Below are 23,961 nucleotides of genomic sequence, written 5' to 3' on the forward strand. Positions count from 1 at the left end.
TCAGAACCATGCACACGTCCCGCGCACTCATCGTCGTCGACGTGCAGAACGATTTCTGTGAAGGCGGCTCGCTGGCGGTCGCCGGTGGGGCTGCCGTCGCGCGCGACATCACCGCACTGCTGGCCACCGACCACGGGTACGACCATGTGGTGGCCACCAAGGATTTTCACATCGACCCTGGTGACCATTTCTCGGACACTCCCGACTATCGGACCTCGTGGCCGCGGCACTGTGTGGCCGATACGCCGGGGGCGGCGTTCCATCCCGATTTCGATCCGGCCGCGGTCGAGGCGGTGTTCAAGAAGGGCCATCATTCCGCTGCCTACAGCGGGTTCGAAGGTATCGACGACTCCGGGGTGACGCTGGCGGACTGGCTGGGCAGCAGGGGTGTCGAGGCGGTGGACGTGGTGGGCATCGCCACCGACTACTGCGTCGCGGCCACCGCTGCCGACGCGGTCAAGGCCGGGCTGCGCACCCGCGTGCTGACCGGCCTGACCGCCGGTGTCGCGCCGGACAGCTCGCAGGCCGCGATCGATCAACTCCGCAGCGCCGGCGTGGAAATCAACTAGTCGGGTCGACGGGCCGCCCGCTCCAGCGGGGCTCCCGGCGCTCGACGTAGGCGCGCACCCCTTCGCGGGCGTCGTCGTGCGCCATCAGGCGCAGGTGGATCTCGGTCTCCCTGGCGCCGACACCGGCCCGGTCCAGGTCGTACGAATCCCACAGCAGCCGCTTGCTGGCCGCGACCGACATCGGCGCGGTGTTGACCGCGATGTCGCGTGCGAGTTCCTGCGCCGCAGGCAGCACCTGATCGGCCGGGAGCACCCGGCTACCCAGGCCGAGTTCGACGGCCCGATGCCCGTCGAATGTGGCTCCGGTCAGCAGGATCTCGGCGGCGTTGGCCAACCCGGCGAGCCGCGGCAGCACCCAGTGCGAATAGGCGTCACCGACCATGCCGCGCCGGGCCTGCACCACGCCGTAACGCCCGTCGGCCGCGAAAAACCGGATATCGCACTGCAATGCGAGGGTCAGGCCGATGCCGATGGCGTGTCCGTTGACCGCCGCGATCACCGGCTTGCCGAGCGTCCAGGCCGGTACGGCGAGACCGGCGGCGCTGAAGCTCTCCCCCGGCTCGGTGAACGTCTGCTCCCCTGCGCCGAGGTCCGCGCCGGCGCAGAACGCGGGTGGTGCGCCGGTCAGCACGATCACGCGGATCGCGTCGTCGGCATCGCAACGCAGGTAGGCGTCGGCCAGTTCCTCGCGCATCCCGCCGCCGAAGGCATTGCGCTGTTGCGGGCGGTGCAGCGTGATGGTCGCAACGGACTTGTCGACGGCGACCCGCAGGGTCCGGTACTCCGGAAGTTCACGGCGAGTCGTCACAGCTCGTAACGTACCGCCGTATGGTCGATTTGTGACCTTGGAAACCTGGCGTGGCAGGCCGTACCCGCTCGGCGCGACCTATGACGGATCGGGCACCAACTTCGCGTTGTTCAGTGAGGTGGCCGAACGGGTCGAGCTGTGTCTGTTCGACCCCGACGAATCCGGGAACCTGCACGAGACCCGGGTGACACTGCCCGAGGTGGACGGATTCGTCTGGCACGGTTTCGTTCCCGGGATCGAGCCGGGCCAGCGCTACGGCTACCGCGTGCACGGCCCGTACGATCCGGCGTCCGGACAGCGCTGCAACCCGAACAAGCTCGTGCTTGACCCGTACGCCAAGGCCATCGAAGGTGCCTTCGAATGGGGTCAGCCGCTGTTCTCGTACAACTTCGACGATCCCGGCACCCGCAATGACGAGGATTCGGCGGCCAACATGCCGAAGGCCGTGGTGATCAACCCGTACTTCGACTGGGGCGTCGACCATCCGCCGAGTCACGAGTATGCCGACACGGTCATCTACGAGGCCCACGTCAAGGGCCTCACCGAGACGCACCCGGAGATCCCCGAGCAACTGCGCGGGACCTACGCCGGCGTCGCCCACCCGGTGATCATCGAGCATCTGAAAGCACTGCGGGTCAACGCGATCGAGCTGATGCCGGTACACCACTTCGTGGACGATTCCACCCTGGTCGACAAGGGGTTGTCGAACTACTGGGGCTACAACACGATCGGATTCCTGGCACCCGACCCCCGCTACAGTTCGGCGAGCACTCCCGGCGGTCACGTCCAGGAATTCAAGGCCATGGTGCGCGAACTGCACGCCAACGGCATCGAGGTGATCCTCGACGTCGTCTACAACCACACGGCCGAGGGCAACCACCTGGGGCCGACGCTGTCGATGCGCGGTATCGACAACGCCGCCTACTACCGGTTGGTGGACGACGACAAGCAGTACTACATGGATTACACCGGGACCGGGAACAGCCTCAATGTCGGCCATCCCCATTCGCTGCAGCTGATCATGGACTCGTTGCGCTACTGGGTCACCGAGATGCACGTGGACGGATTCCGGTTCGACCTGGCCGCCACCCTGGCCCGCGAGTTCTACGATGTCGACCGGCTGAGCGCGTTCTTCGAACTGGTGCAACAGGATCCGATCGTGAGCCAGGTCAAGTTGATCGCCGAGCCGTGGGACGTCGGCCCCGGCGGCTACCAGGTCGGCAACTTCCCGCCGCAGTGGACCGAGTGGAACGGCAAGTTCCGCGATACGGTTCGCGACTACTGGCGGGGCGAACCGGCCACCCTCGACGAGTTCGCCTATCGGCTGACGGGTTCGGCGGATCTGTACGAGCAGACCGGCCGGCGCCCGTTCGCGTCGATCAACTTCGTCACCGCCCACGACGGCTTCACCCTCCGGGACCTGGTGTCCTACAACGAGAAACACAACCAGGCCAACGGCGAGGACAACCGCGACGGCGAGAGCAACAACAAGTCGTGGAACTGCGGCGCCGAGGGCCCGTCGGACGATCCTGCGGTCAATGCGCTGCGGGCCCGGCAGCAGCGCAACTTCCTGGCCACTCTGCTGCTCTCCCAAGGAGTTCCGATGCTCTCGCACGGTGACGAGCTCGGACGCACCCAGCGCGGCAACAACAACGTCTACTGCCAGGACAACGACATCTCCTGGATCGACTGGGCCGCCGTCGATTCCGATCTGCTCGAGTTCACCCGCTCGGTATCCGCGCTGCGCGCCGCGCATCCGGTGTTCCGGCGCCGCAGGTTCTTCGACGGCAGGCCGGTACGTGAGGCGGGCTCGGTCGGATTGCCCGATATCGCCTGGTTCGCGCCCGACGGTTCGGACATGACGGCCGAGGATTGGGAGACCGGGTACGCCAAGTCGGTGGCCGTGTACCTGAACGGGCAGGGGATCGCCGATCCCGATGTGCGCGGCCAGCGCGTGGTGGACGACTCGTTCCTGCTGTGTTTCAACGCGCACTACGAACCGATCGAGTTCGTGTTACCACCGGCACAATTCGGCGCCCGCTGGGTACCGGCGATCAGCACCTCGGCAAACTCCACGCGCGATACGGCAGCCGCCGGCACCGCGGTGAAAGTCGATGCCCGTGCCGTCTTGGTACTGCAGTCGGAATCAGATTGAACGTCAATTCAAAGAGTTGCTCATCGATCGGATGTCCCTGCCCTAACCAGGAAGTCTGGTACCTTGAGCATGTAGCAGCCGTGGTCGCCTAAGTAGACATTGAGCGCTTGTTTCGATGTCACCGGCCGGGCGGGCTGGGGGGTACGAGCCGAAGAGCGGCGGCAACTACCCTGCGGCCACGGCTGCGGCCTCTCACCGGCATTCCCCGGGGCCTCTCCCCTCCTTCGAATTGATTCATTCGATGTTCACCTTCCGGCGTCTCGCTTCAAATACCTCTGTTACAGAGGTATTGTCGGTGACGTGGAGGAACGTGGCGATCTCATCAGCGAGTTGTTCACGGTCGTGGGCCGGTTCCGGCGACAGCTGCGCCGGTCCACCGGCGGCGGGTTCGACGCCACCGGGCTGACCCAGTCCCAGGGCGAACTGTTACGCCTGGTTGGGCGCCGGCCGGACATCTCGGTGCGGGAGTCGGCGGCCGAGCTGAGCCTGGTACCCAACACCGCCTCCACGCTGGTGTCCCGACTGGTCGCCGACGGACTGCTGACCCGAACCACCGACGACGCCGATCGCCGGGTGGTCCGCCTGCGGCTCACCCCGTCCGCGCAGGCGATCGCCGACGAGTCGCGGGCCGCCCGCCGGGCCGCCCTGGCCGCCGCGCTGGCCCAGCTCAAGGACAGCCAGATCACCGACCTGGCAAACGGATTGGACGTGATGACCGAACTGACCCGGCTGCTGCACGAGGACGAAAAGGGGGATGCGTGAACACTCCCGCCATCGACTGCAAGCACCTGACCCACCGCTACGGCACGTTCACCGCGGTCGACGATCTGACCCTGCAGGTGCACCGCGGCGAGACCATGGGCCTGCTCGGCCCGAACGGGGCAGGAAAGACCACCGCCGTGCGGGTGCTGACCACCCTCACACCCGTACAGCAGGGCGAGGTACGCATCTTCGACCTCGACACCGACCGGCACACCATGGACATCCGGCACAACATCGGCTATGTCCCACAACAACTCTCGATCGAGGCCGCCTTGACCGGCCGACAGAACGTCGACTTGTTCGCGCGGCTCTACGACGTACCGCGCGCCGAACGCCGGGAGCGGGTGAACCAGGCGCTGGAGTCGATGCAGCTGCTCGACGTCGCCGACGCCGCGGCAGGCACCTACTCCGGCGGCATGGTGCGCCGCCTCGAGCTGGCCCAGGCTCTGGTCAACCGTCCGCTGCTGTTGATCCTCGACGAGCCCACGGTCGGGCTGGACCCCATCGCCCGCGACAGCGTCTGGACCCAGGTCGGCCGGATGCAGGCCGAGTTCGGGATGACGGTGCTGCTCACCACGCACTACATGGGTGAGGCCGACGCGCTGTGTGATCGGGTGGCCCTGATGCACCACGGCCGGCTGCAGGCGCTCGGGACACCATCGGAATTGAAGGCCACGGTTTCCGAGGACGCCACGCTGGAGGACGTATTCCGCCACTACGCCGGTTCCGACCTGACCGACGACGGGCAGCAGTCCGGCGGCATGCGTGAGGTGCGGGCGACCCGAAGGACGGCCCGCCGTGTCAGCTGAGGCCCTGGTCCTGGCCCCGCGTGGAATGCGACGCGTCCGCGCCATGGCCCGGCGGATGTCCGCCTTCGCCCTCGTCGAACTGCAGAAGCTGCGCCACGACCGCACCGAGCTGTTCACCCGCATGGTGCAGCCCGCGCTGTGGTTGCTGATCTTCGGCCAGACCTTCAGCCGGCTGCACGTCGTCAACACCGGCGGCGTGCCCTACCTGTCATTTCTGGCACCCGGCATCATCGCCCAGTCGGCCCTGTTCATCTCGATCTTCTACGGCATCCAGATCATCTGGGACCGCGACGCGGGCATCCTGGCCAAGCTCATGGTGACCCCGGCGCCTGCCTCGGCCCTGGTGGCGGGCAAAGCGTTCGCGGCCGGGGTGCGCTCGGTGGTGCAGGTGCTGGGTGTGGTGGCGCTGGCGTACCTGATGGGCATCGCGATGACGGTCAATCCGCTGCGCATCCTGGCCGCGATGGTCGTGGTGGCCCTCGGCGCGGCCTTCTTCGCCTGCCTGTCGATGACGCTCGCCGGGCTGGTGCGCAAGCGGGACCGGCTGATGGGCATCGGCCAGGCCATCACCATGCCACTGTTCTTCGCATCCAACGCGCTCTATCCGGTCGAGATCATGCCGACCTGGCTGCGCTGGCTGTCCACCGTCAATCCGCTCAGTTACGAGGTCAACGCGTTGCGGGGGCTGCTGATCGGTACCCCGACCAATTGGGCGCTGGACATCGGCGTGCTGGTCGCGGCGGCCGTGCTGGGCATCGCGGTGGCCTCGGCGCTCCTGCGCCGCCTGGTGCGCTAGAACACAGCCCCGGTACGCCCGACCAACCGGGTGGTTTAGTGTGCAGACATGCAGCTAGCCCTCACCCCGGAGGAAGCCGCCTTCCGCGACGAACTCCGCACCTTCTACACGACGAAGATTCCCGCCGAGCTTCGCGAACGAAACCGGCTCGGGCTGCCACTCGGCAAAGAAGGCATCGTCACAGCGCACAAGATCCTGCATGAGCACGGCCTTGCCGTGCCCAACTGGCCCGTCGAATGGGGCGGCAAGGACTGGACGCCCAACCAGCACCAGATCTGGCTCGACGAGATGCAGCTGGCCAGCGTCCCCGAGCCGCTGACCTTCAACGCCCGGATGGTCGGACCGGTGATCGCCGAGTTCGGCTCACAGGAGGTCAAGGAGCGCTTCCTGCCGCCCACCGCGGCCCTCGACATCTGGTGGTGCCAGGGTTTCTCCGAGCCCGAGGCCGGCTCCGACCTGGCGTCGCTGCGGACCACCGCGGTCCGCGACGGCGACAGCTACGTCGTCAACGGCCAGAAGACCTGGACCACACTGGGTCAGCACGCGGACTGGATCTTCTGCCTGGTCCGCACCGACCCGCAGGCCCCCAAGAAGCAGGCAGGTATCTCGTTCCTGCTGATGGACATGAACACCCCCGGCATCACGCTGCGCCCGATCAAGCTGATCGACGGCAGCTACGAGGTCAACGAGGTGTTCTTCGAGGACGTCCGGGTGCCCGCCGACCAGCTCGTCGGCGAGGAGAACCAGGGCTGGACCTACGCGAAGTTCCTGCTCGGCAACGAGCGCACCGGCATCGCCCAGGTGGCCCGCACCAAGGTGCGGCTCGCCGAGGTCAAGGAACGCGCCGCGGCCAACGGCCTGCTGACCGATCCGCTGTTCGCCGCGCGCCTGGCCGAGGCCGAGAACGACGTGCTGGCACTGGAACTCACCCAGATGCGGGTGACCTCGGATTCGGCCGACGGCAAGCCCAGCCCGGCCTCGTCGGTGCTGAAGCTGCGCGGCAGCCAACTGCAACAGACCGCCACCGAGCTGCTGGTCGAGGTGGCCGGCGCCGACGCCCTGCCCTACGAGGCAGCCGGCATCGCCTCACCGGAGTGGGCGCAGAATGCCGCCCCGCACTACCTCAACTACCGCAAGACGTCGATCTACGGCGGTAGCAACGAGGTGCAGCGCACCATCATCGCGTCCACCATTCTCGGATTGTGAGTTGAGCCATGGACTTTCAGCTGACCGACGAACAGACCCTGCTGGCCGACACCACCCGCGACCTGCTGTCGGGCTACGACACCGAAAAGCGCAACAAGGTGGTGGAGACCGAGCCCGGATTCGACCGCCAGATCTGGGGACAGCTCGCCGAGATCGGCGTTCTGGGACTGGGTTTCGATGAGGACTCCGGTGGCCAGATCGAGATCATGGTGGTGCTCAACGAGCTCGGGCGCCGACTGGCCCCCGAGCCGGTGCTGCACGGGGCGATCGGCCCCGGCGCCATCATCGCCGAGGTCGGCACCGACGCCCAGCGCGCACTTCTCGACGAAGTCGCCTCGGGCGAGCGGATTCTGGCCTTCGCCCACGCGGAGCCGGGTGTGCGCGGCTCGGCCGGGGTGACCACCACCGCGACCCGCAGCGGCGACGGGTGGACCCTGAGCGGTACCAAGAACCCGGTGCTGGCCGGCGATGTCGCGGACACGCTGATCGTGACCGCGGCCCTGCCCGACGGCGGCACCGGCCTGTTCCTGGTCGACGCCGCGAACGTCGCCCGGCAGGGCTACCGCACCTTCGACGGCCAGCGCGGCGCCCAGGTCACCTTGGACTCCACCGCTGCCGAGCCGCTGGGCGAGGCCGTGGATGCCAGTGCCGCGATCACCAACGCGCTGGTGCGGATCTCGGCCGGCCTGTGCGCCGAGGCGGTCGGCGTGATGGACGAGTCGCTGCGCCTGACCACCGATTACCTCAAGCAGCGCAAGCAGTTCGGGGTCACGCTCAGCAAGTTCCAGACCCTGACCCAGCGCGCTGCCGACATGTACATGTCGCTGGAGTTGGCCCGCAGCATGGGCACCTACGCCGCGATGTCCATCGCCGACGGCGAACTCGACCCGGTGATCGCGGCCCGCGCCAAGCTGCAGATCGGCCGGTCGGGCCGGCACATCTCGCAGGAGTCGATCCAGCTGCACGGCGGCATCGGTGTCACCGCGGAGTATCCCGTGGGCCACTACGCCGCCCGGCTGACCGCGATCGAGCACACCCTGGGCTCGTCGGCGGATCAGCTACGGACGTTGGTCGGCCAGCTCGACAGCTACGAGATCGCCACGCTCTGACACCGGACGCGCGGCCGTCGGTATCGCCAGCGCGAGCAGTGCGGCGCCGGCGGCGGCGGCCGCGGCGATCAACAGGGCGACGCGGAACCCGCCCAGCGACGGCAACGCGTGCCCGGCGACCGTGATGGTCATCTGAGCCAGCACGGCGGTCATCACCGCGCTCGAGGTCGAGGTGCCCAGCGAGCGGGCCAGCGAGTTGATGCTGTTGGCAGACGCGGTTTCCGAGACCGGGACCGCGGCGTTGATCAGGGCCGGCAGCGCCGCGAAGGCGAATCCGACGCCGAAGCTGACGATCAGGCCGAGCACCATCACCCCGGCCGCGGTACCGAGCAGAAGGATGCCGGCCAGATAGCCCGCGGCGATGATGACACTGCCGATCACCAGTACGGTCTTGGGCCCACGCGCGGCCACCACTCTCGCGGCCACCGGCGCGGCCGCCATCATCGCCAGGCCCCCGGGTGCCATCCACAGGCCGGTGGCGATCATGCTCTGCCCCAAGCCGAATCCCGTTTCCCGGGGCATCTCCAGCAGCTGCGGGCCGACGAGCGACAACGCGAACATGCCGAAGCCCACGGCGATGGACGACAGATTCGTCAGCAGCACGGGGCGTTTCAGCGTGGTGCGCATGTCCACGATGGGCGAGGGCACCCGGTACTGCCACCAGGTGAACACCCCGAACGTCACCACCGCACCGGCGAACAACCCCAGCGTGGTGACACTGCCCCAACCCCACATCCCGCCCTTGGAGATCGGCAGCAGCAGCATCACCAGACCGAGCCCCAACGTGAGCGCGCCGATCGGGTCGAAGCGGTGATCGGCGGACACCGGTTCCAGGTCGGGTACCAGCAGCACGAACAGGATGCCCGAGGCCAGGCCGAGGAATGCCGAGCACCAGAACAGGGCGTGCCAGTTGAAGTGCTCGGCGATCACCGCCGACAGCGGCAGGCCCAGCGCACCGCCGACCCCCAGCGAGGCGCTCATCAGCCCCATCGCCGAGCCCACCCGCTCGGCGGGCAGGGCGGAGCGCAGCACGCTGATGCCGAGCGGGATCACCGGGGCACCAAATCCCTGCAGGCCGCGTCCGATGACCAGCGGGATCAGCGACGTGGTCGTGGCCGCGATGAGGGATCCGGCGAACAGCATCGCGGCGCACAGCACCAGGATCCGTTTGGGGCCGTACATGTCTCCGAGCCGGCCAAGCACGGGCGTGGCGACGGCACCGGTCAACAGGGTGGCGGTGATCGCCCACGACGCGTTGGCCGGGCTGGTGCCGAGCAGCGCGGGCAGTTGCGGGATGAGCGGGATCATCAGGGTCTGCATGAGCGAGACGCTGATGCCCGCAGCGGCGAGCACCGCGATCAGCAGCCCACCGGACGCCGATCGGCGCGTGGGCTGATTAGGCATGCTAATGAAGGTAGAGGACTAGCCGATCAGCCGCGCCACCGACCCCAAGGGGATGGGCAACCAGCTAGGCCGGTAGCGGGCCTCGTACGCCGCCTCGTATACCGCCTTGTCCAGCTCATAGGCCGCCAGCAGCGCGGTGTGCTCGCGCGGGTCGACGTCGGCCACCGCGGCATAGCCGTCGCAGAACGCGGTGCTGTTGCGGTCGGCCCATTCCCTGGCGCGGGCGGCGAGCTGCCGCGACCGGTCGTCGTCTCCGGCCAACTCCACCAGGCGCGCATACGCCGCGTATTCGAAGGACCGCACCATGCCCGCGACGTCGCGCATCGGAGAATCCGGGCTGCGGCGTAGCTGCAACGGCTGGCCGGGCTCCCCTTCGAAGTCTATCAGCAGCCACCGCTCCGGAGTACGCAGCACCTGGCCCAGGTGCAGGTCACCGTGGATCCGCTGCACATCGACCTGCTCGTCGGCCAGTTTTCGGTAGCGATCCTCGATCAACGAAACATGCTGGCGCAGTTCGGGTACCGCCTCGGCGGCGGTGGCCAGCCGGGCGGACATGAGCTCGGCCGGGAATGGCACCGACTCGGTACCCAGGTGCTCGGCCAGGCAGGCATGTACCGAGGCGACGGCCTCACCCAGGCGGTAGGACTCGGCGGCGAAGTCGCCGCCCACCTCGTCGGCGTACAGGTCGCCTTCGGCGAACAGGTCGCGGGTGCTCGCGGTGGCCATATCCCAGCCCTCGGCGGAGTTGGCGGCGAACTCGGTCACCATTCCCAGCGCGAAAGTCTCGGCATCCCAGTCGATCTCCATCGAGCCGAGCAGCGTCGCCACGTGCGGGTTACCTGCTCTGGCCAGCACCCGGTTGAGCTCGATGTCGGGGTTGACGCCTGGGGTGATCCGGCGGAACACCTTGAGCACGGCGTCCTGCCCGAACACCACACTGGTGTTGCTCTGTTCGGCCGCCGAGACCCGCGGCGCGGCGTCCAGCGGCAGGGTGACCTCGGGCTCCTTACTGCACCTCAGCGCTCCCACGGTGGCCGAACGGTCGACCATCTCCAGGAGGTAGCGCGTCGCGTCCGGGTCATAGAGGGCGTCGTAGGCGGTGCGCCCGTCGGCATTGCCGATCGTGGCCACGGAGCTGTACTCGTCGAGCGGCTCGGCATCCCACTTCACCACCACCTGGTAGCGCTCGGCGCCTCCGTCGGCGTAGGCAATCTTGAGCAATGTGAGGTCGAGGTCCGCGCTGAGCGGGACCACCAGATCCGCTGTGGCGGAGACCAACTCGCGGCCACGGCCGGCGTACCACCGTTGCTGACCGAGCCAGTCACCGAATTCGACACTCATTGCTGCACTCCAGGGTCTTGCTCGGGCTCGCGGAGCTGGAACCAGTAGAACCCGTGCCCCGGCAGGGTCAGCAGGTACGGCAGCTGGCCGATGCTGGGGAACTCCACATAGCCGGACATCTCGATGGGCGTATACCCGTTCCACTCCTGCAGATTCAGTTCGATGGGCTGCGGGAACCGCGACAGGTTGTTGACACACAAGATGGCGTCACCCTCGCCGCCGGTGTCCTCGTCGATCTCACGCACATAGGCCAGCACCGACGGATTCGACCCGCCGAGCTCACGGAACGTCCCGATCGCGAACGCCTCATGGCGGCCACGGACCGCCAGCATATTGCGGGTCCAGTTCAGCAGCGACGTCGAACTGTCGCGCTGGGCTTCGACATTCACCGACTGGTAGCCGTACACCGCGTCCTGGTTCGGCGGCAGGTACAGCCGGCCGGGGTTGGCGGTGGAAAACCCGGTGTTGCGGTCCGGCGTCCATTGCATCGGGGTCCGCACGCTGTCGCGATCGCCGAGCCAGATGATGTCACCCATGCCGATCTCGTCGCCGTAATACAGCACCGGGGACCCGGGCAGCGACAACAGCAGCGCGGTGAACAGCTCGATCTGGTTGCGGTCGTTCTCCAGCAGCGGGGCCAGCCTGCGCCGGATGCCGACGTTGGCCTTCATCCGTGGGTCCTTGGCGTACTCGGCGTACATGTAGTCGCGCTCGTCGTCGGTGACCATCTCCAGCGTCAGCTCGTCGTGGTTGCGCAGGAAGATCCCCCACTGCGCCATGTCCGGGATCGCCGGCGTCTGCGCCAGGATCTCCGAGATCGGGAACCGCGATTCCCGGCGCACCGCCATGAAAATGCGTGGCATCAAGGGGAAGTGGAACGCCATGTGGCATTCGTCGCCGCCGGTGGCCGGATCGCCGAAGTACTCCACGACGTCGGCGGGCCACTGATTGGCCTCGGCCAGCAGCACCCGGCCCGGGAACTCGTCGTCGACCACCTTGCGGCAGCGCTTGAGGAAGGCGTGGGTCTCGGGCAGGTTCTCGCAGTTGGTGCCCTCGCGCTCGAACAGGTACGGCACCGCATCCAGCCGGAACCCGTCGATACCCAGATCCAGCCAGAACCGCAGGACGTCGATCATCGCTTCCTGCACCACCGGGTTGTCATAGTTCAGATCCGGCTGGTGCGAGAAGAACCGGTGCCAGTAGAACTGGCGGCGCACGGGATCGAACGTCCAGTTCGACTCCTCGGTGTCGACGAAGATGATGCGTGCGTCGGCGTAGCGGTCGCTGCTGTCGCTCCAGACGTAGAAGTCGCCGTACGGCCCGTCGGGGTTGTGCCGTGACTCCTGGAACCAGGCGTGGGAATCGGAGGTGTGGTTCATCACCAGATCCGTGATGACGCGGATGCCCCTGCGGTGCGCGCCGTCGAGGAGTGTGACGAAGTCCTCCACGGTGCCGAACTCCGGCAGAACCTTATAAAAGTCGCGGATGTCGTAGCCACCGTCGCGCAGCGGCGAATCGTAGAAGGGGGGCAGCCACAGGCAGTCCACACCCAGCCATTTGAGGTAGTCGAGTTGTTGGGTCAGTCCCCGCAGATCGCCGACACCGTCGGCGTTGGAGTCGTAGAACGCGCGGACCAGAACCTCGTAGAACACCGCCCGCTTGAACCAGTCACGGTCGGTCGGCAGCGTTCTGGCATGGCCGAAGTCCTCCGCGGTCGGATGCTCGACCATGCCGTGTTCATCCTGAACGTTGTCCATCAGCTTTCCAACGTACCCACTCGCACGGCTCCCGACACCTGCTCAGCACCTCGGACAGAACCTGGCATCCCGAAATGATCCTGCAGCAACGTGATTCGCCCACACGGGTGGGTTTGCGGAAAAACTAACGGTTGAATAAGAGACAGCAACGGGTTACGTTTTTCCCGCATTTGATCTCCTCGTCGGCTATGGGCCGGCGAGCACAAACTTTCGACGAGGGATGGCCTGTGGGTGAGTCGGCACCTAATGACGGTGAAGCACCAGTAATCGTTGGACTTTCTGATGCAGCGATGCACATGTACGTCGCCGCGATCGACGCGCTACCGCCGGTCGGCGACCCGGAGTACGCCGACCGCGTGGCCGTCGTCCTCAGCGGTCTTCGCAAGCTGCAGACGTCGCTGTCGGAGGCGGCGGGCCGCAGCCGCGTCACCCCGTCGGTCATCGTCGCGCTCAGCGGTGTGCGGCACCGCTACGACGAGCTGATGACGGCCGCGGCTGAGGGCCCCGGCGCCACGCTCGGCCAGCGTCTCTACGTCGCGCGGGGTAACGCGAAGCTGTCCACCGAGGAAGCCGCCAACGGCGTCGGCCTGCGCAAGGACCTCATCGAGGCCGTCGAGGCCGAGGAGCCCGCGACCGAAGCCGAAACCGCTCAGATCAAGGACCTCATCGCCGCCCTCGGCGGATAGCCGGCGGTAGGGTCGCTGCGTGACACGCGATCATGGCGATCCCGGTGATGCCCCCTCGGTTCCTCCCCCGCTTACGGAGGTAACCCAGGGGGCACGCCCATCTGCGGCCGAGGAAGCCCGCACCGTCGCCGCGTCGACCAACGCGGGCACGCTGGCCACCCTCACCTCCGACGGCGACCCGTGGGCGTCGTTCGTCACCTACGGCCTCCTGGCCGGCGCCCCGGTGCTGTGTGTGTCGAACATGGCCGAGCACGGGCGCAACCTCGCCGGTGACCCTCGGGCCAGCATCTCCATCGTCGCCCCTGACGACGGGTCGGATCCGTTGGCGAGCAGTCGCATCACGCTGGCCGGAATCGCCGAGCGGCCCGCGGGTGACGAACTGGACGCCGCGCGGCAGGCCCACCTGGACGGGGTGGCGTCGGCCCGCTACTACATCGACTTCAGCGACTTCTCGCTGTGGGTCCTGCGCGTGCGTCGGGTGCGCTGGGTCGGTGGGTACGGCCGGATGGACTCGACCACCGGAGAGGCCTACGCGCAAGCCGAACCTGATCCGGTCGCACCCCACGCCGCGGGCGCGATCTCCCACCTCAACGCCGACCACGCCGATTCGCTCGCCGACATGGCCCGCACCATCGGCGGCTACCCCGACACCACCGTGGCGGTGTGCACCGGTGCCGACCGCTACGGCCTGGATCTGCGGGTCACCACCGAGCGCGGGATGGCCTACACGCGGGTCGGCTATGCCACGCCGATCAGCTCATACGGTGAGTTGCGGGCGGCCACAGTCGAGTTGGCCCAGCGCGCCAGGCAGGGCTGAGGCCTCGCCGGCCCGTGCAATACGATCGCGGGTATGCCTGAGCGCCCGGAGACCTGGCAAGCCGCCTTCGACCTGATCCGCACCCGCGGGTACGAACACCGCGAAGAACCGTTCCGGCTGGCCAGTGGGCAGCTGAGCCACGACTACATCGACGGCAAGTTCGCCATCGACACGGGCGAGCGGATGGCGATCGTCAGCCGGGCGGTCGCCGATCTGGCCGCGGCAAGCGGCATCGAGTTCGACGCCGTCGGCGGGCTCACCATGGGTGCCGACCCACTCGCCCACGGCGTGGCGATGGTGACGGGCAAGGCCTGGTTCTCGGTGCGCAAGGAACAGAAGTCGCGTGGCCGCGAACAGTGGATCGAGGGCACCCGGCTCGAGCCGGGCACCCGGGTACTGCTCGTCGACGACGTCATCAGCACCGGCGGCTCCACCGAGATCGCCTATGAGCGCGTCACCGCCGTCGGGGCCGTTGTCACCGGCGTCATCCCGATGGTCGACCGCGGCGACATCGCGACCGGGCGCTTCGCCAAGCGCGGCGTGCCGTTCGCCGCGCTGGTCACCTACCGCGATCTGGGCATCGAACCGGTCAAGGACGTCTAGGGCCGGCACCTGAGCGTTTTCCGCCGCCGTTTTCCACGCCACGGCTGTGTGTCCGCGAAAGCCACCGCCCTCCGGTAGAAAGCGGCGAGCGCCGGCGTGGCGCTTACACCACCAGCACCGGAGCCCGCTCCAGCGCGAGGCTCACCACCACGCCGGGGCTGAACGCGCGCGCCCGCGAGCTGGGCAACTGCGCATGGATCAGTGAGCCGTCGGGCAGGCTCAGATACACGTGGGACGTCGGACCCAGGAACGCCACGGATTCCACCACCGCCGGCCCGTCCGGATCGGCGCGCACCCGGATCGCCTCCGGACGCAGCATCGCCGTGCCCGCACCCGTGGTGATGGAACCGGGCAGGGTCGGCAGCTCGGCACCCAGCAGTCTGGCCCGCCCACCCGACACCCGCGCGCGCACTTTGTTGTGCAACCCGACGAACTCGGCGACGAACGGAGTGGACGGGCGGGCATAGAGTTCCGCCGGAGTGGCGAGTTGCTCGAGTTTGCCGTGGCTCATCACCCCGACCCGATCCGCAACGGCCAGCGCCTCCTCCTGGTCGTGGGTGACGAACAGCGTGGTGATGCCGACTTCCAGCTGCACCCGGCGGATCTCGTCGCGCAATTGGGAGCGCACCTTGGCGTCGAGTGCCGACAGCGGCTCGTCGAGCAGCAGCACCCTCGGCTCGATCGCCAGGGCCCGGGCCAACGCCACCCGCTGCTGCTCACCGCCGGACAACTCGCTCGCGTACTTACCGCTGTGCGCCGCCAGGCCCACCAGGTCGAGCATATCCGAGGCTTGGAACAGCCTGTCCCGCTTGGATTTTCCGCGCATCTTCAGACCGAATGCGACGTTGTCCAACACGGTCAGGTGCGGGAACAGGCTGTAGGCCTGGAACACCATGCCCATGTCCCGTTTGTTGGCCGGCACCGAGCTGATGTCGCGGCCGCCGACCAGCACGGTGCCCGCGGTGGCTTCCTCCAGCCCGGCCAGGATTCGCAGTGCCGTGGTCTTGCCGCAGCCCGATGGCCCGAGCAGGGCGACCAACTCCCCCGGCTCGATGGACAGGCTCAGCCCGTCGAGCGCGTTGACGTTGCCATAAGTGCGGGTGAGGTCACGAAGTTCAACTCGCACACCGGCACCGACACTCACTGCAGGACTCCTGACCTTCTGCGGCGGCCACGGGTGAGGGCCGCCAGCACCAACAACAACGCGAATCCGAGCAGCAGCGTGGCCAGCGAGGCGGCCACCGACGTCGGCCCGTCACTCTTGCCGATCGCGACGATCTGAACCGGCAGGGTTTCGAACCCGCTCAGCGAGGCGACGGTGTACTCACCGAGCACCACCGCGATCGAGATGAACGCCGCCGACAGGATTCCCGACCAGATGTTGGGCACGATCACCCGGCTGATCGTCGACACCCAACCGGCGCCCAGCGACCGCGCGGCTTCCGACAACGTCTGCAGGTCGATCGCGGCCAGCGCGGAATCGATCGACCGGTAGGCGAACGGCAGCACCAGCACCACGTACACGAACGTGAGGGTGAGCGCCGATTCGCCGAGAAGGTAGGTGACCCACAGGTATACGTTGCGCAGCCCCACCACGATCACCAGGGCGGGGATGGTCAGCGGCAGCAGGCACAGAAACTCCACGAACCGCCCGGCCCAGCGGGCCCGCAGGCGCACCCAGATCATCGTCGGCACCAGCAGCACCAGCATCGCGATGACGGTGAACACCGCGAGCAGCAGAGAGATCACGATGGCGTGGTAGAGCTGCTCGTCGGCCACGAGGTTGCGCCACGCGGCAGCGGTGCGCCCACCGGCGATCAGGTTTCGGGTCGAGAAGTCCGCCATGGCGTACAGGGGGAACAGGAAGAACAGACCGAACAGCACCCACAGTGCCGTGCGGACCGCCCGATTCATTTGAGCCACCTCGCCGTCCGGCGGACCAGGGCGTTGTAGGCGATCATCACCGCGGCCACCACGACGATCATCTCCAGCGCCAGCGCATAGGCGAACCCGGACTGCCCCAGCACCACCTCGCTGGTCAGGGCGGCGCGGATCAGCAGCGGAACGATCGGGCTGCCCTGGCTGACCAGCGCGGCCGCCGTGGCATAGGCCGCGAAAGCATTGGCGAACAACAACAGTGCCGAGCCGAGGAATGCCGGGCTCAACAACGGCACGGCCACCTCCCGCAGATACTGCCACCGGGATGCGCCCAGGCTCACCGCGGCCTCGAGCCACTGCTCACGCAATCCCTCTATGGCAGGCAGGAACACGATCACCATCAGCGGGATCTGAAAGTAGCTGTAGACCACGATCAGCCCGGCCAGGCCGTACAACCAGCCGGAGCCTGCCAGGTCCCAGCCCAGGTGTTCGGAGACCCACAACGTCAACACACCGTTGAGGCCGATGGTGGCCAGGAATGCGAAAGCCAGTGCCACGCCGCCGAACTGGGCGAGCACGCTGCACAGCGCCAGGACCGCGCGGCGCAGCATGGACGCCGGCGGACTGCTGACGATCAACCAGGCCAGTACCGCACCCAGCACCGCCCCGATGACCGCGGTGCTCGCGGACAGCGCAATGCTCTTGGCCAGTGCGGTCAAGGCGGTGCCGGAGAACAGCGCGGCGATGCGGGCGAACGAGAAAGATCCGTCGGCGAAGAAAGCCATGACGATCACCGTCACGGTCGGCACGATCAGGAACACCGTCACCACCGCCACGAACGGCAGCAACGGCAGGGCATCCCTCACATGCCCGCGGAGCCCCGCACGCGGTTCCCGGCGAGTTGCACTACCCGGCATGGCGGACCTCAGCCGATCGCCTTGGCCCAGTTGTCGGCCAGATACTTGTTGGCGGTGTCGGTTTGGGCCTGGGTCGCCACGGTCACCGGACCGTCGATGGGAGGCAGCTGACCGAACGCCGCGCGGTCGGCGGTGCCGGCCAGGATCATCTTGTCGGCGCGCACCGGGCGGACCCCGCCCTTGGCGTAGAGGTTCTGGCCCTCGTCGCTGAACAGGAATTCCTGCCACAGCCGGGCCGCCGCCGGGTGCGGCGCATCCTTGTTGATCGCCTGGTAGTAGTACCCGGCGACCAGGGCCTCGTGCGGAACGATCACCTGCCAGCCGGGGACCTTCTGGCTTTCGGTGCCGTTGAGGTAGTTCCAGTCGATCACCACGGGGGTCTGGCCCGACTCGATGGTGGCCGGTGTCGGATCGAGCGGCAGGAAGTTGCCCGCCTCGTTGAGCTTTGCGAAGAACTCGACCCCGGGGGCGATGTCGTCGGCCGATCCGCCCTGGGCCACTGCCGCCATCAGCACACCGGCAAAGGCGGCGCCGGCCTGGGTCGGGTCACCGTTGAGCGCCACCTTGCCGTGGTACTCAGGTTTGAGCAGATCCTCGACTGAGGTGATGGGCGGGACCTTCGTGGAGTCGAACCCGATGGACATGAAGCCGCCGTAGTCGTTGACCCAGGTGCCGTCGCGGTCCTTGAGCTTCTCCGGGATGTCGTCGAACGTGGCCACCTTGTACGGCGCGAACATCGACGTATTCGCCAGTGCCACCGACTGTCCCAGGTCGAACACGTCGGGTGCGGTGCTCTTGCCCTTCTGCTGGTTGGCCGCGTTGATCTCTTCCTGGCTGGACCCGTCGGGCTGCGCCGAGTTCACCTTGATGCCGTACTTGTCCGAGAACGCCTTGATGATGGCGCCGTAGTTTGCCCAATCCGGGGGCAGGGCAATCACATTGAGTTCGCCCTCGGCCTTGGCCGCTTCAACCAGCTTGTCCATCCCACCGAAGTCCGCGGCCGACCTCGCCTCGGCGACCTTGACCCCGGTATCGGTCTTCCCGCCCGCGGCGTCCTTCTGCGGCGGCGCGCACGCCGCCAGACCCACCGCGACGAGCGCCGACGCGGCGAGGGCGGATACCGTCGCGATGCGGGATGCGATCATTGCCAAATCCTCCGATGGTCTCCGAGTGCGCGCACCGGCACCCTATCGCGACCTCGTCGAACGTGAGACGCATCGCCTGGGCCTGCGGGTTAGCATCACGTGATGTCTGTTCCGGGTCCAGGCGGGGGCTTCGAGCTCGACGGCTGGAACTTCAAGCCGGCGGCCGTGCCGTGGTACCGCACCCGCCCGGCGGTGGTCGCGATGGTCGCCGCCGCCGTTGCCGCGGCAGCCATCGTGGTCTCGGGTGTGCTTTTGCTGCTTAGAGATTCACCGTCCGCCCCGGAGCAGGCGACGACACCGTCACCCGCACCGTCGGCCACCGCCCCCGCGCCGTCGCCGCCGCCGCCACTGCGGGTGGGCGTGCCGCCGGCTCCCCCGGAACCACCGCCCGCCCCGCCGCCGGAGACCCAGGAGTCGCCGGCGTACCGCCCCACCCACCGGCCCTCCGAAACCAAGAAGCCCGAGATCGGCGTCACCCGCACCCCGGTCACCCGCTCACCGATCAGCGTGGCCCCGCAGCCGCGACATCCCCGCAACTGAGGCATCCGCGCAACTGAGTGCGCCTACCCTGGGGCCATGTCCGGGCTCGACGCGATCGCCCAGTTCGCAAGCGCACCCTGCGCGGTGCTCGCCACGCTCGGCGCCGACGGCGCACCGCACCTGGTGCCGGTGGTGTTCGCGGTCCACGTACCCGCCGACCCGCACGCCACGGCCACCATCTACTCCGCGGTCGACGCGAAACCGAAATCCACCCAGCGCCTGCGGCGGCTGGCCAACATCGAAGGTGACAGCCGGGTCAGCCTGCTCGTCGACCACTACACCGACGAGTGGGCCCACCTGTGGTGGGTTCGCGCCGACGGACGGGCCGCCGTCCATCACAGCGGCGACGCGATGGCCACCGGCTACGGGCTGCTGCGCGCGAAATACCCGCAGTACGAGCGCATTGCGCTGAACGGCCCGGTGATCACCGTCGAGGTCACCCACTGGTCCTCCTGGCAGGTCTGAGCAGCGACGCCGGGAGGACTTGTGCTGTAGGTCACATCGGGGAATGGTGGAGAGCACAGGTCCGGCGGGCCGCAGCGGGGCGCCCCGGGGACACCAGGAGGAATGCCATGGCGGACAAGACACACTCGGCCGGCAACGGCACTGTCCCCACCGCGGACAGTCCCACCGGCATTCGCAACGTGGCACTCGTCGGCCCCTCGGGTGCGGGCAAGACCACGCTCGTCGAGGCGCTACTGGTCGCTGCGGGAGTGCTGACCCGTGCGGGTTCGGTGGTCGACGGGTCGACCGTGTGCGATTTCGACGACGCCGAGATCGGTCAGCAGCGCTCGGTCGGCCTGGCCCTGGCCCCGTTGCAGCACAACGGGATCAAGGTCAACCTGATCGACACCCCCGGCTACGCCGATTTCGTCGGGGAGTTGCGCGCCGGACTGCGGGCCGCCGATTGCGCACTGTTCGTCATCGCGGCCAACGAGAACATCGACGAGCCGACGAAGTCGCTGTGGCAGGAGTGCGCTGCGGTGGGCATGCCGCGGGCGGTGGTCATCACCAAGCTCGACCACGCCAGGGCCAACTACGCCAATGCGTTGGCGGGCGCCCAGCTGGCCTTCGGTGACAAGGTGGCGCCCCTGTACTTCCCGGCCGGCGAGGGCGTCATCGGGCTCCTCACCCGCACGTACTACTGCTACGCCGACGGCACCCGCACCACCCGGCCCCCCGACGGCGCCTACGACGATCAGATCGCCGAACTACGCGGCTCCCTGATCGAGGGCATCATCGAGGAATCCGAGGACGAGACGCTCATGGAGCGCTATCTCGGCGGCGAGGAGATCGACGAGTCGGTGTTGATCGCCGACCTGGAGAAGGCCGTGGCCCGCGGCTCGTTCTTCCCGGTGATCCCGGTGTGCAGCGGATCCGGAGTCGGCACCCTGGAGCTGCTCGAGATCGCCACCCGGGGCTTCCCGTCGCCACCCGAGCATCGCCTGCCCGAGGTGTTCGCGGCCACTGGCGCCGCCCGCAAGCCGATGGCCTGCGACCCGTCCGGCCCGCTACTGGCCGAGGTGGTGAAGACGACGTCGGACCCCTATGTCGGCAGGGTCAGCCTGGTCCGGGTGTTCTCCGGCACCATCAGGCCCGACGCCACCGTGCATGTGTCGGGCCATTTTTCTGCCTTCGACGACTCGGTGGCGGCCGAGGGGTCGCACGGCCACGCGGATCACGACGAGGACGAGCGCATCGGCACCCTGTCCTTCCCGCTGGGCAAGCAGCAGCGCCCGGCGCCTTCGGTGGTGGCCGGGGACATCTGCGCGATCGGCAGGCTCAGCCGGGCCGAGACCGGCGACACCCTCAGCGACAAGGCCGATCCGCTGGTGCTGCGCCCGTGGACCATGCCCGACCCGCTGCTGCCCATCGCGGTGCAGCCCCGCGCCAAGACCGACGAGGACAAGCTCTCGGTCGGGTTACAGCGGTTGGCCGCCGAGGATCCCACGCTGCGCATCGAACAGAATCCGGAAACCCACCAGATCGTGCTGTGGTGCATGGGTGAGGCACATGCCGGGGTGGTGCTCGACGCACTGTCACGGCGCTACGGGGTGTCGGTGGACACCGTGGAGCTCCGGGTGCCGCTGCGGGAAACCCTCGGCGGCAAGGCGAAAGGCCACGGCAGGCATGTCAAGCAGTCCGGCGGTCACGGCCAGTACGCGGTCTGCGACATCGAGGTCGAGCCACTCCCCGAGGGCAGCGGATTCGAGTTCGTCGACAAGGTGGTCGGCGGAGCCGTACCGCGCCAGTTCATCCCGAGCGTCGAGAAGGGCGTGCGGGCCCAGATGGAGAAGGGGATGGGCAGTGATCACGGGGATGGCGGCTACCCCGTCGTCGACATCCGGGTGACGTTGGTCGACGGCAAGGCGCACAGCGTGGACTCGTCGGACTTCGCCTTCCAGATGGCCGGCGGGCTCGCGCTGCGGGAAGCCGCTGCGGCGGCCGGGGTCAACCTGCTCGAGCCGATCGACGACGTGACCGTGACGGTGCCCGACGATCTGGTGGGCGCGGTGATGAGCGATCTGGCCGGCCGCCGCGGCCGGGTGCTGGGCACCGACAAGGCCGACGACGACCGAACGCTGGTCAAGGCCGAGATTCCAGAGGTCGAACTCACCCGCTATGCGATCGACCTGCGGTCCCTGTCGCACGGCGCCGGGGCGTTCACCCGCGCGTTTGCCCGGTACGAGCCGATGCCCGACGCGGCCGCCGCGCGGGTGCGCAAGGCGGTCTAGCGGAGCGTCAACTCCAGGTGCAGCTCGGTCAGGCCACGCAGGATGTACGTCGGAACGTAGGAGAACCTGCGATTGCCTTCCGGCCCGTGTTCGGCTTCTGACAGCCGGATCTGTTTGGTGCGGGCCAGGATTCGCTCCAGGCACACCCGGGCCTCGGCCCTGGCCAGCGGCGCGCCGGGGCAGGAGTGCACCCCGCGTCCGAATGCGATGTGTCTGCGGGCATTCGGACGGTCGATGTCGAAAGTGTCGGGGTTCTCGAACTGGCGCGGGTCCCGGTTGGCGGCTCCGTTGCACACCATGAGAGTCGCTCCGGCCGGCACCTCGACTCCGCCGATCGTGGTCGCGCTGCGCGCCAGCCGGAAGTCGCCCTTGATGGGGCTCTCCCACCGCAACGCCTCTTCGATGAAACTCGGGATCCTGGCCGGTTCGGCGCGCAGCAGATCCTGCAGATCCTGGCGTTCGGCGAGCAGTTTGAGCGCCGAACTCAGCAGCCGCACGGTCGTTTCCTGACCGGCCAGATAGAGGTTGGCGGCCAACCGCACCACGTCGATGACCTCGGGGGTAGAGCCGTCGGGGAACTTCGCTGCAGCCATCTCGGTGAGGGTGTCGCGACGCGAGTTCTCCCGGCGCTCGGCGATGTAGACCGAGAACTTCTCGTAGAGGTATGCCAGCGGGTTCTGTTCGACGGTCTCCTCGGCCGTGCTGCCGATGCCGGCCTGATCATGGCCACCCATCCGGGCCGTGAACTCGGTGTGGTCGTCTTCGGGGACCCCGAGCAGGTCGGCGATCACCAGAAGTGTGAACGGGCCGGCGAACTCGGAGATGAACTCGCCGCCGCCTCGGGCCAGGTAGGGATCCAGCGTCTGATCGGCCAGCCGCCACATGAAGTCCTCATTCTGCTTGAGGCGCTTCGGCGTGAGGAGCCCCATCAGCAGCGCACGGTGCCGCGAGTGGATGGGCGGGTCGAACGTGGTGATCTGGTCACTCATCGGCAGTTCATCACGATGCCGGTCGATGAGCTCGCTGACCACGTGATCGGGATGCCCCTCCAACGCGACCGGGAACCCGGGGAAGGGCCCGGTCACCGATGTGGCCGACGAGAACGTGTCGGCGTCGCCGCACACCGCGACGGCCTCGTCGTATCCGGTCACCATCACCACGTTCTGATGCGGTTCGCGCTGTACCGGACAACGCTCCCGCAGCCCGGCCAGGAACGGGTACGGGTCGGGCACGAGGCTGTCGTCCCGGAAGAAGTCCTGGATATCGGTCATCTCAGCTCCCCAGCGAGGCGTAGAACTCGTCGGTGCCCGCGCCGTCCTCGAGTTGGACGTCGAAGGTGTTCAGGGCGAAAGCCAGCGTGCTGTAGCCGCCGAAGGTGAACATCAGGTCCATCCGCTGCCGGTCGTCGAGCCGCAGGCCCAGGCGCTCCCAGGTCGGCGCGGAAATCCGCGAGCCGGTGTGCAACTCGTCGACCGCGTCGAGCACGGCCTGATCGAATTCGTCTGCCGCCGTGCCGCTCTGGGTGGCGTCGACATCGGTCTCGGTCAGCCCGACCTGCAGGGCCATCGCGCTGTGATGCCCCCACTCGTACACGCAACCGTGGTGGAACGCGGTGCGCAGGATCACGAGTTCACGGATCCGCTCCGGCAGGGTGGACTCTTTTTGCAGGTAGGTGTTGAACGGCAGGAATGCGCCGGCGAGAACGGGATGGCGCACAAGCGTCGAGAGCGCGTTGCCCGCCTTGTCGGGGCGGCGGCGCTCCTGCGGCACCGTGGAGGCCAGCGCCTCGCGCGCCTGATCGTCCCACTCCTCTGCCGGCAACGGCGTCAGCATCCGCAAGTCCTTCCAACGGGCCGATCTACTTTACGATCGACTAGTAACGTACTTTACGATCGTAAAGTAGATCGGCTAAGAATGCACACGG

The 23,961-nt window shown here is 67.8% G+C and carries 23 protein-coding genes; 13 read left to right on the forward strand and 10 right to left on the reverse strand.

Going from position 1 to position 23,961, the window contains the following annotated elements; genetic code table 11:
• Positions 1–8 precede the first annotated feature (8 nt).
• Entirely contained in the window at positions 9–569 is a 561-nt protein-coding gene (locus tag G6N57_RS05040; RefSeq protein ID WP_077739550.1) for an isochorismatase family protein, read from the forward strand.
• Here G6N57_RS05040 and G6N57_RS05045 read toward each other — a convergent pair.
• Positions 562–1,377 (reverse strand): enoyl-CoA hydratase/isomerase family protein, encoded by an 816-nt coding sequence (locus G6N57_RS05045; RefSeq protein ID WP_077741767.1) that lies wholly within the window; start codon positions 1,375–1,377, stop codon positions 562–564. The genes G6N57_RS05040 and G6N57_RS05045 overlap by 8 nt on opposite strands.
• Positions 1,378–1,414: 37 nt before the next feature.
• Here G6N57_RS05045 and glgX point away from each other — a divergent pair, with 37 nt between their 5' ends.
• From glgX to G6N57_RS05075, 6 genes are all read left to right on the forward strand, one after another.
• The gene (glgX, locus tag G6N57_RS05050; protein WP_097926503.1) at positions 1,415–3,532 is read left to right on the forward strand and encodes a glycogen debranching protein GlgX; all 2,118 of its coding nucleotides are present in this window, start codon (positions 1,415–1,417) and stop codon (positions 3,530–3,532) included.
• Between the two features lie 300 nt (positions 3,533–3,832).
• A complete protein-coding gene (locus tag G6N57_RS05055) occupies positions 3,833–4,294 on the forward strand; it encodes a MarR family winged helix-turn-helix transcriptional regulator (protein WP_097926498.1) in 462 nt (153 codons plus the stop codon).
• Positions 4,291–5,103: an ATP-binding cassette domain-containing protein gene (locus tag G6N57_RS05060; protein WP_077739552.1), complete on the forward strand. Its 813-nt coding sequence runs from the start codon at positions 4,291–4,293 to the stop codon at positions 5,101–5,103. Before G6N57_RS05055 ends, G6N57_RS05060 begins: the two co-directional genes overlap by 4 nt.
• A gap of 43 nt (positions 5,104–5,146) precedes the next feature.
• The gene (locus tag G6N57_RS05065) at positions 5,147–5,899 is read left to right on the forward strand and encodes an ABC transporter permease (protein ID WP_077739553.1); all 753 of its coding nucleotides are present in this window, start codon (positions 5,147–5,149) and stop codon (positions 5,897–5,899) included.
• A 48-nt stretch (positions 5,900–5,947) separates the two neighbouring features.
• Complete coding sequence (locus G6N57_RS05070) at positions 5,948–7,105, forward strand: acyl-CoA dehydrogenase family protein (protein ID WP_077739554.1); 1,158 nt, start codon at positions 5,948–5,950, stop codon at positions 7,103–7,105.
• A gap of 8 nt (positions 7,106–7,113) precedes the next feature.
• Complete coding sequence (locus G6N57_RS05075; protein ID WP_077739555.1) at positions 7,114–8,214, forward strand: acyl-CoA dehydrogenase family protein; 1,101 nt, start codon at positions 7,114–7,116, stop codon at positions 8,212–8,214.
• On the opposite strand, the gene G6N57_RS05080 is transcribed toward G6N57_RS05075, so the two are convergent.
• From G6N57_RS05080 to treS, 3 genes are read right to left on the reverse strand one after another with little or no spacing between them, the layout of a single operon-like run.
• Positions 8,164–9,618 carry an MFS transporter gene (locus G6N57_RS05080; protein ID WP_097926500.1) on the reverse strand — a complete coding sequence of 485 codons (1,455 nt, stop codon included), beginning with the start codon at positions 9,616–9,618 and terminating at the stop codon, positions 8,164–8,166. The two genes, G6N57_RS05075 and G6N57_RS05080, sit on opposite strands and share 51 nt — an antisense overlap.
• Positions 9,619–9,636: 18 nt before the next feature.
• Positions 9,637–10,959: a maltokinase N-terminal cap-like domain-containing protein gene (locus G6N57_RS05085; protein WP_077739557.1), complete on the reverse strand. Its 1,323-nt coding sequence runs from the start codon at positions 10,957–10,959 to the stop codon at positions 9,637–9,639.
• Positions 10,956–12,716, reverse strand: coding sequence for a maltose alpha-D-glucosyltransferase (gene treS / locus G6N57_RS05090; protein ID WP_077739558.1), 1,761 nt, complete (start codon positions 12,714–12,716; stop codon positions 10,956–10,958). The genes G6N57_RS05085 and treS overlap by 4 nt, the downstream gene beginning before the upstream one ends.
• A gap of 296 nt (positions 12,717–13,012) precedes the next feature.
• Between treS and G6N57_RS05095 the strand changes: the two genes are divergently transcribed.
• From G6N57_RS05095 to pyrE, 3 genes are read left to right on the forward strand one after another with little or no spacing between them, the layout of a single operon-like run.
• Positions 13,013–13,402, forward strand: coding sequence for a hypothetical protein (locus tag G6N57_RS05095; RefSeq protein ID WP_077741768.1), 390 nt, complete (start codon positions 13,013–13,015; stop codon positions 13,400–13,402).
• A gap of 19 nt (positions 13,403–13,421) precedes the next feature.
• Positions 13,422–14,219: a HugZ family pyridoxamine 5'-phosphate oxidase gene (locus tag G6N57_RS05100; protein WP_077739559.1), complete on the forward strand. Its 798-nt coding sequence runs from the start codon at positions 13,422–13,424 to the stop codon at positions 14,217–14,219.
• Positions 14,220–14,252: 33 nt separating this feature from the next.
• Positions 14,253–14,822 (forward strand): orotate phosphoribosyltransferase, encoded by a 570-nt coding sequence (gene pyrE, locus G6N57_RS05105; RefSeq protein ID WP_036443327.1) that lies wholly within the window; start codon positions 14,253–14,255, stop codon positions 14,820–14,822.
• Positions 14,823–14,925: 103 nt separating this feature from the next.
• Here pyrE and G6N57_RS05110 read toward each other — a convergent pair whose 3' ends face one another.
• From G6N57_RS05110 to G6N57_RS05125, 4 genes are read right to left on the reverse strand one after another with little or no spacing between them, the layout of a single operon-like run.
• Positions 14,926–15,966, reverse strand: coding sequence for an ABC transporter ATP-binding protein (locus G6N57_RS05110; protein WP_077739560.1), 1,041 nt, complete (start codon positions 15,964–15,966; stop codon positions 14,926–14,928).
• Positions 15,963–16,736 carry an ABC transporter permease gene (locus tag G6N57_RS05115; RefSeq protein ID WP_077739561.1) on the reverse strand — a complete coding sequence of 258 codons (774 nt, stop codon included), beginning with the start codon at positions 16,734–16,736 and terminating at the stop codon, positions 15,963–15,965. The genes G6N57_RS05110 and G6N57_RS05115 overlap by 4 nt, the downstream gene beginning before the upstream one ends.
• Positions 16,733–17,617: an ABC transporter permease gene (locus G6N57_RS05120; RefSeq protein ID WP_077739562.1), complete on the reverse strand. Its 885-nt coding sequence runs from the start codon at positions 17,615–17,617 to the stop codon at positions 16,733–16,735. Before G6N57_RS05120 ends, G6N57_RS05115 begins: the two co-directional genes overlap by 4 nt.
• An 8-nt stretch (positions 17,618–17,625) precedes the next feature.
• On the reverse strand, positions 17,626–18,762 hold the full coding sequence (locus G6N57_RS05125; protein ID WP_077739563.1) for an ABC transporter substrate-binding protein: 1,137 nt from the start codon (positions 18,760–18,762) through the stop codon (positions 17,626–17,628).
• Positions 18,763–18,864: 102 nt separating this feature from the next.
• On the opposite strand from G6N57_RS05125, the gene G6N57_RS05130 reads away from it, so the two are divergent.
• The 3 genes from G6N57_RS05130 to G6N57_RS05140 all read left to right on the forward strand — a co-directional run bounded on the left by G6N57_RS05130 (position 18,865) and on the right by G6N57_RS05140 (position 22,037).
• On the forward strand, positions 18,865–19,302 hold the full coding sequence (locus tag G6N57_RS05130; RefSeq protein WP_235680585.1) for a hypothetical protein: 438 nt from the start codon (positions 18,865–18,867) through the stop codon (positions 19,300–19,302).
• 36 nt (positions 19,303–19,338) lie between these two features.
• The gene (locus G6N57_RS05135) at positions 19,339–19,767 is read left to right on the forward strand and encodes a TIGR03668 family PPOX class F420-dependent oxidoreductase (RefSeq protein ID WP_077739564.1); all 429 of its coding nucleotides are present in this window, start codon (positions 19,339–19,341) and stop codon (positions 19,765–19,767) included.
• A 107-nt stretch (positions 19,768–19,874) separates the two neighbouring features.
• Positions 19,875–22,037: an elongation factor G-like protein EF-G2 gene (locus G6N57_RS05140; RefSeq protein WP_077739565.1), complete on the forward strand. Its 2,163-nt coding sequence runs from the start codon at positions 19,875–19,877 to the stop codon at positions 22,035–22,037.
• Here G6N57_RS05140 and G6N57_RS05145 read toward each other — a convergent pair.
• Positions 22,034–23,308 carry a cytochrome P450 gene (locus G6N57_RS05145; protein ID WP_077739566.1) on the reverse strand — a complete coding sequence of 425 codons (1,275 nt, stop codon included), beginning with the start codon at positions 23,306–23,308 and terminating at the stop codon, positions 22,034–22,036. The genes G6N57_RS05140 and G6N57_RS05145 overlap by 4 nt on opposite strands.
• A 1-nt stretch (position 23,309) precedes the next feature.
• A complete protein-coding gene (locus G6N57_RS05150) occupies positions 23,310–23,870 on the reverse strand; it encodes a carboxymuconolactone decarboxylase family protein (RefSeq protein ID WP_077739567.1) in 561 nt (186 codons plus the stop codon).
• Positions 23,871–23,961 lie beyond the last annotated feature (91 nt).

It is taken from the genome of Mycolicibacterium boenickei (assembly GCF_010731295.1).
Taxonomy (GTDB): Bacteria; Actinomycetota; Actinomycetes; order Mycobacteriales; family Mycobacteriaceae; genus Mycobacterium; species Mycobacterium boenickei.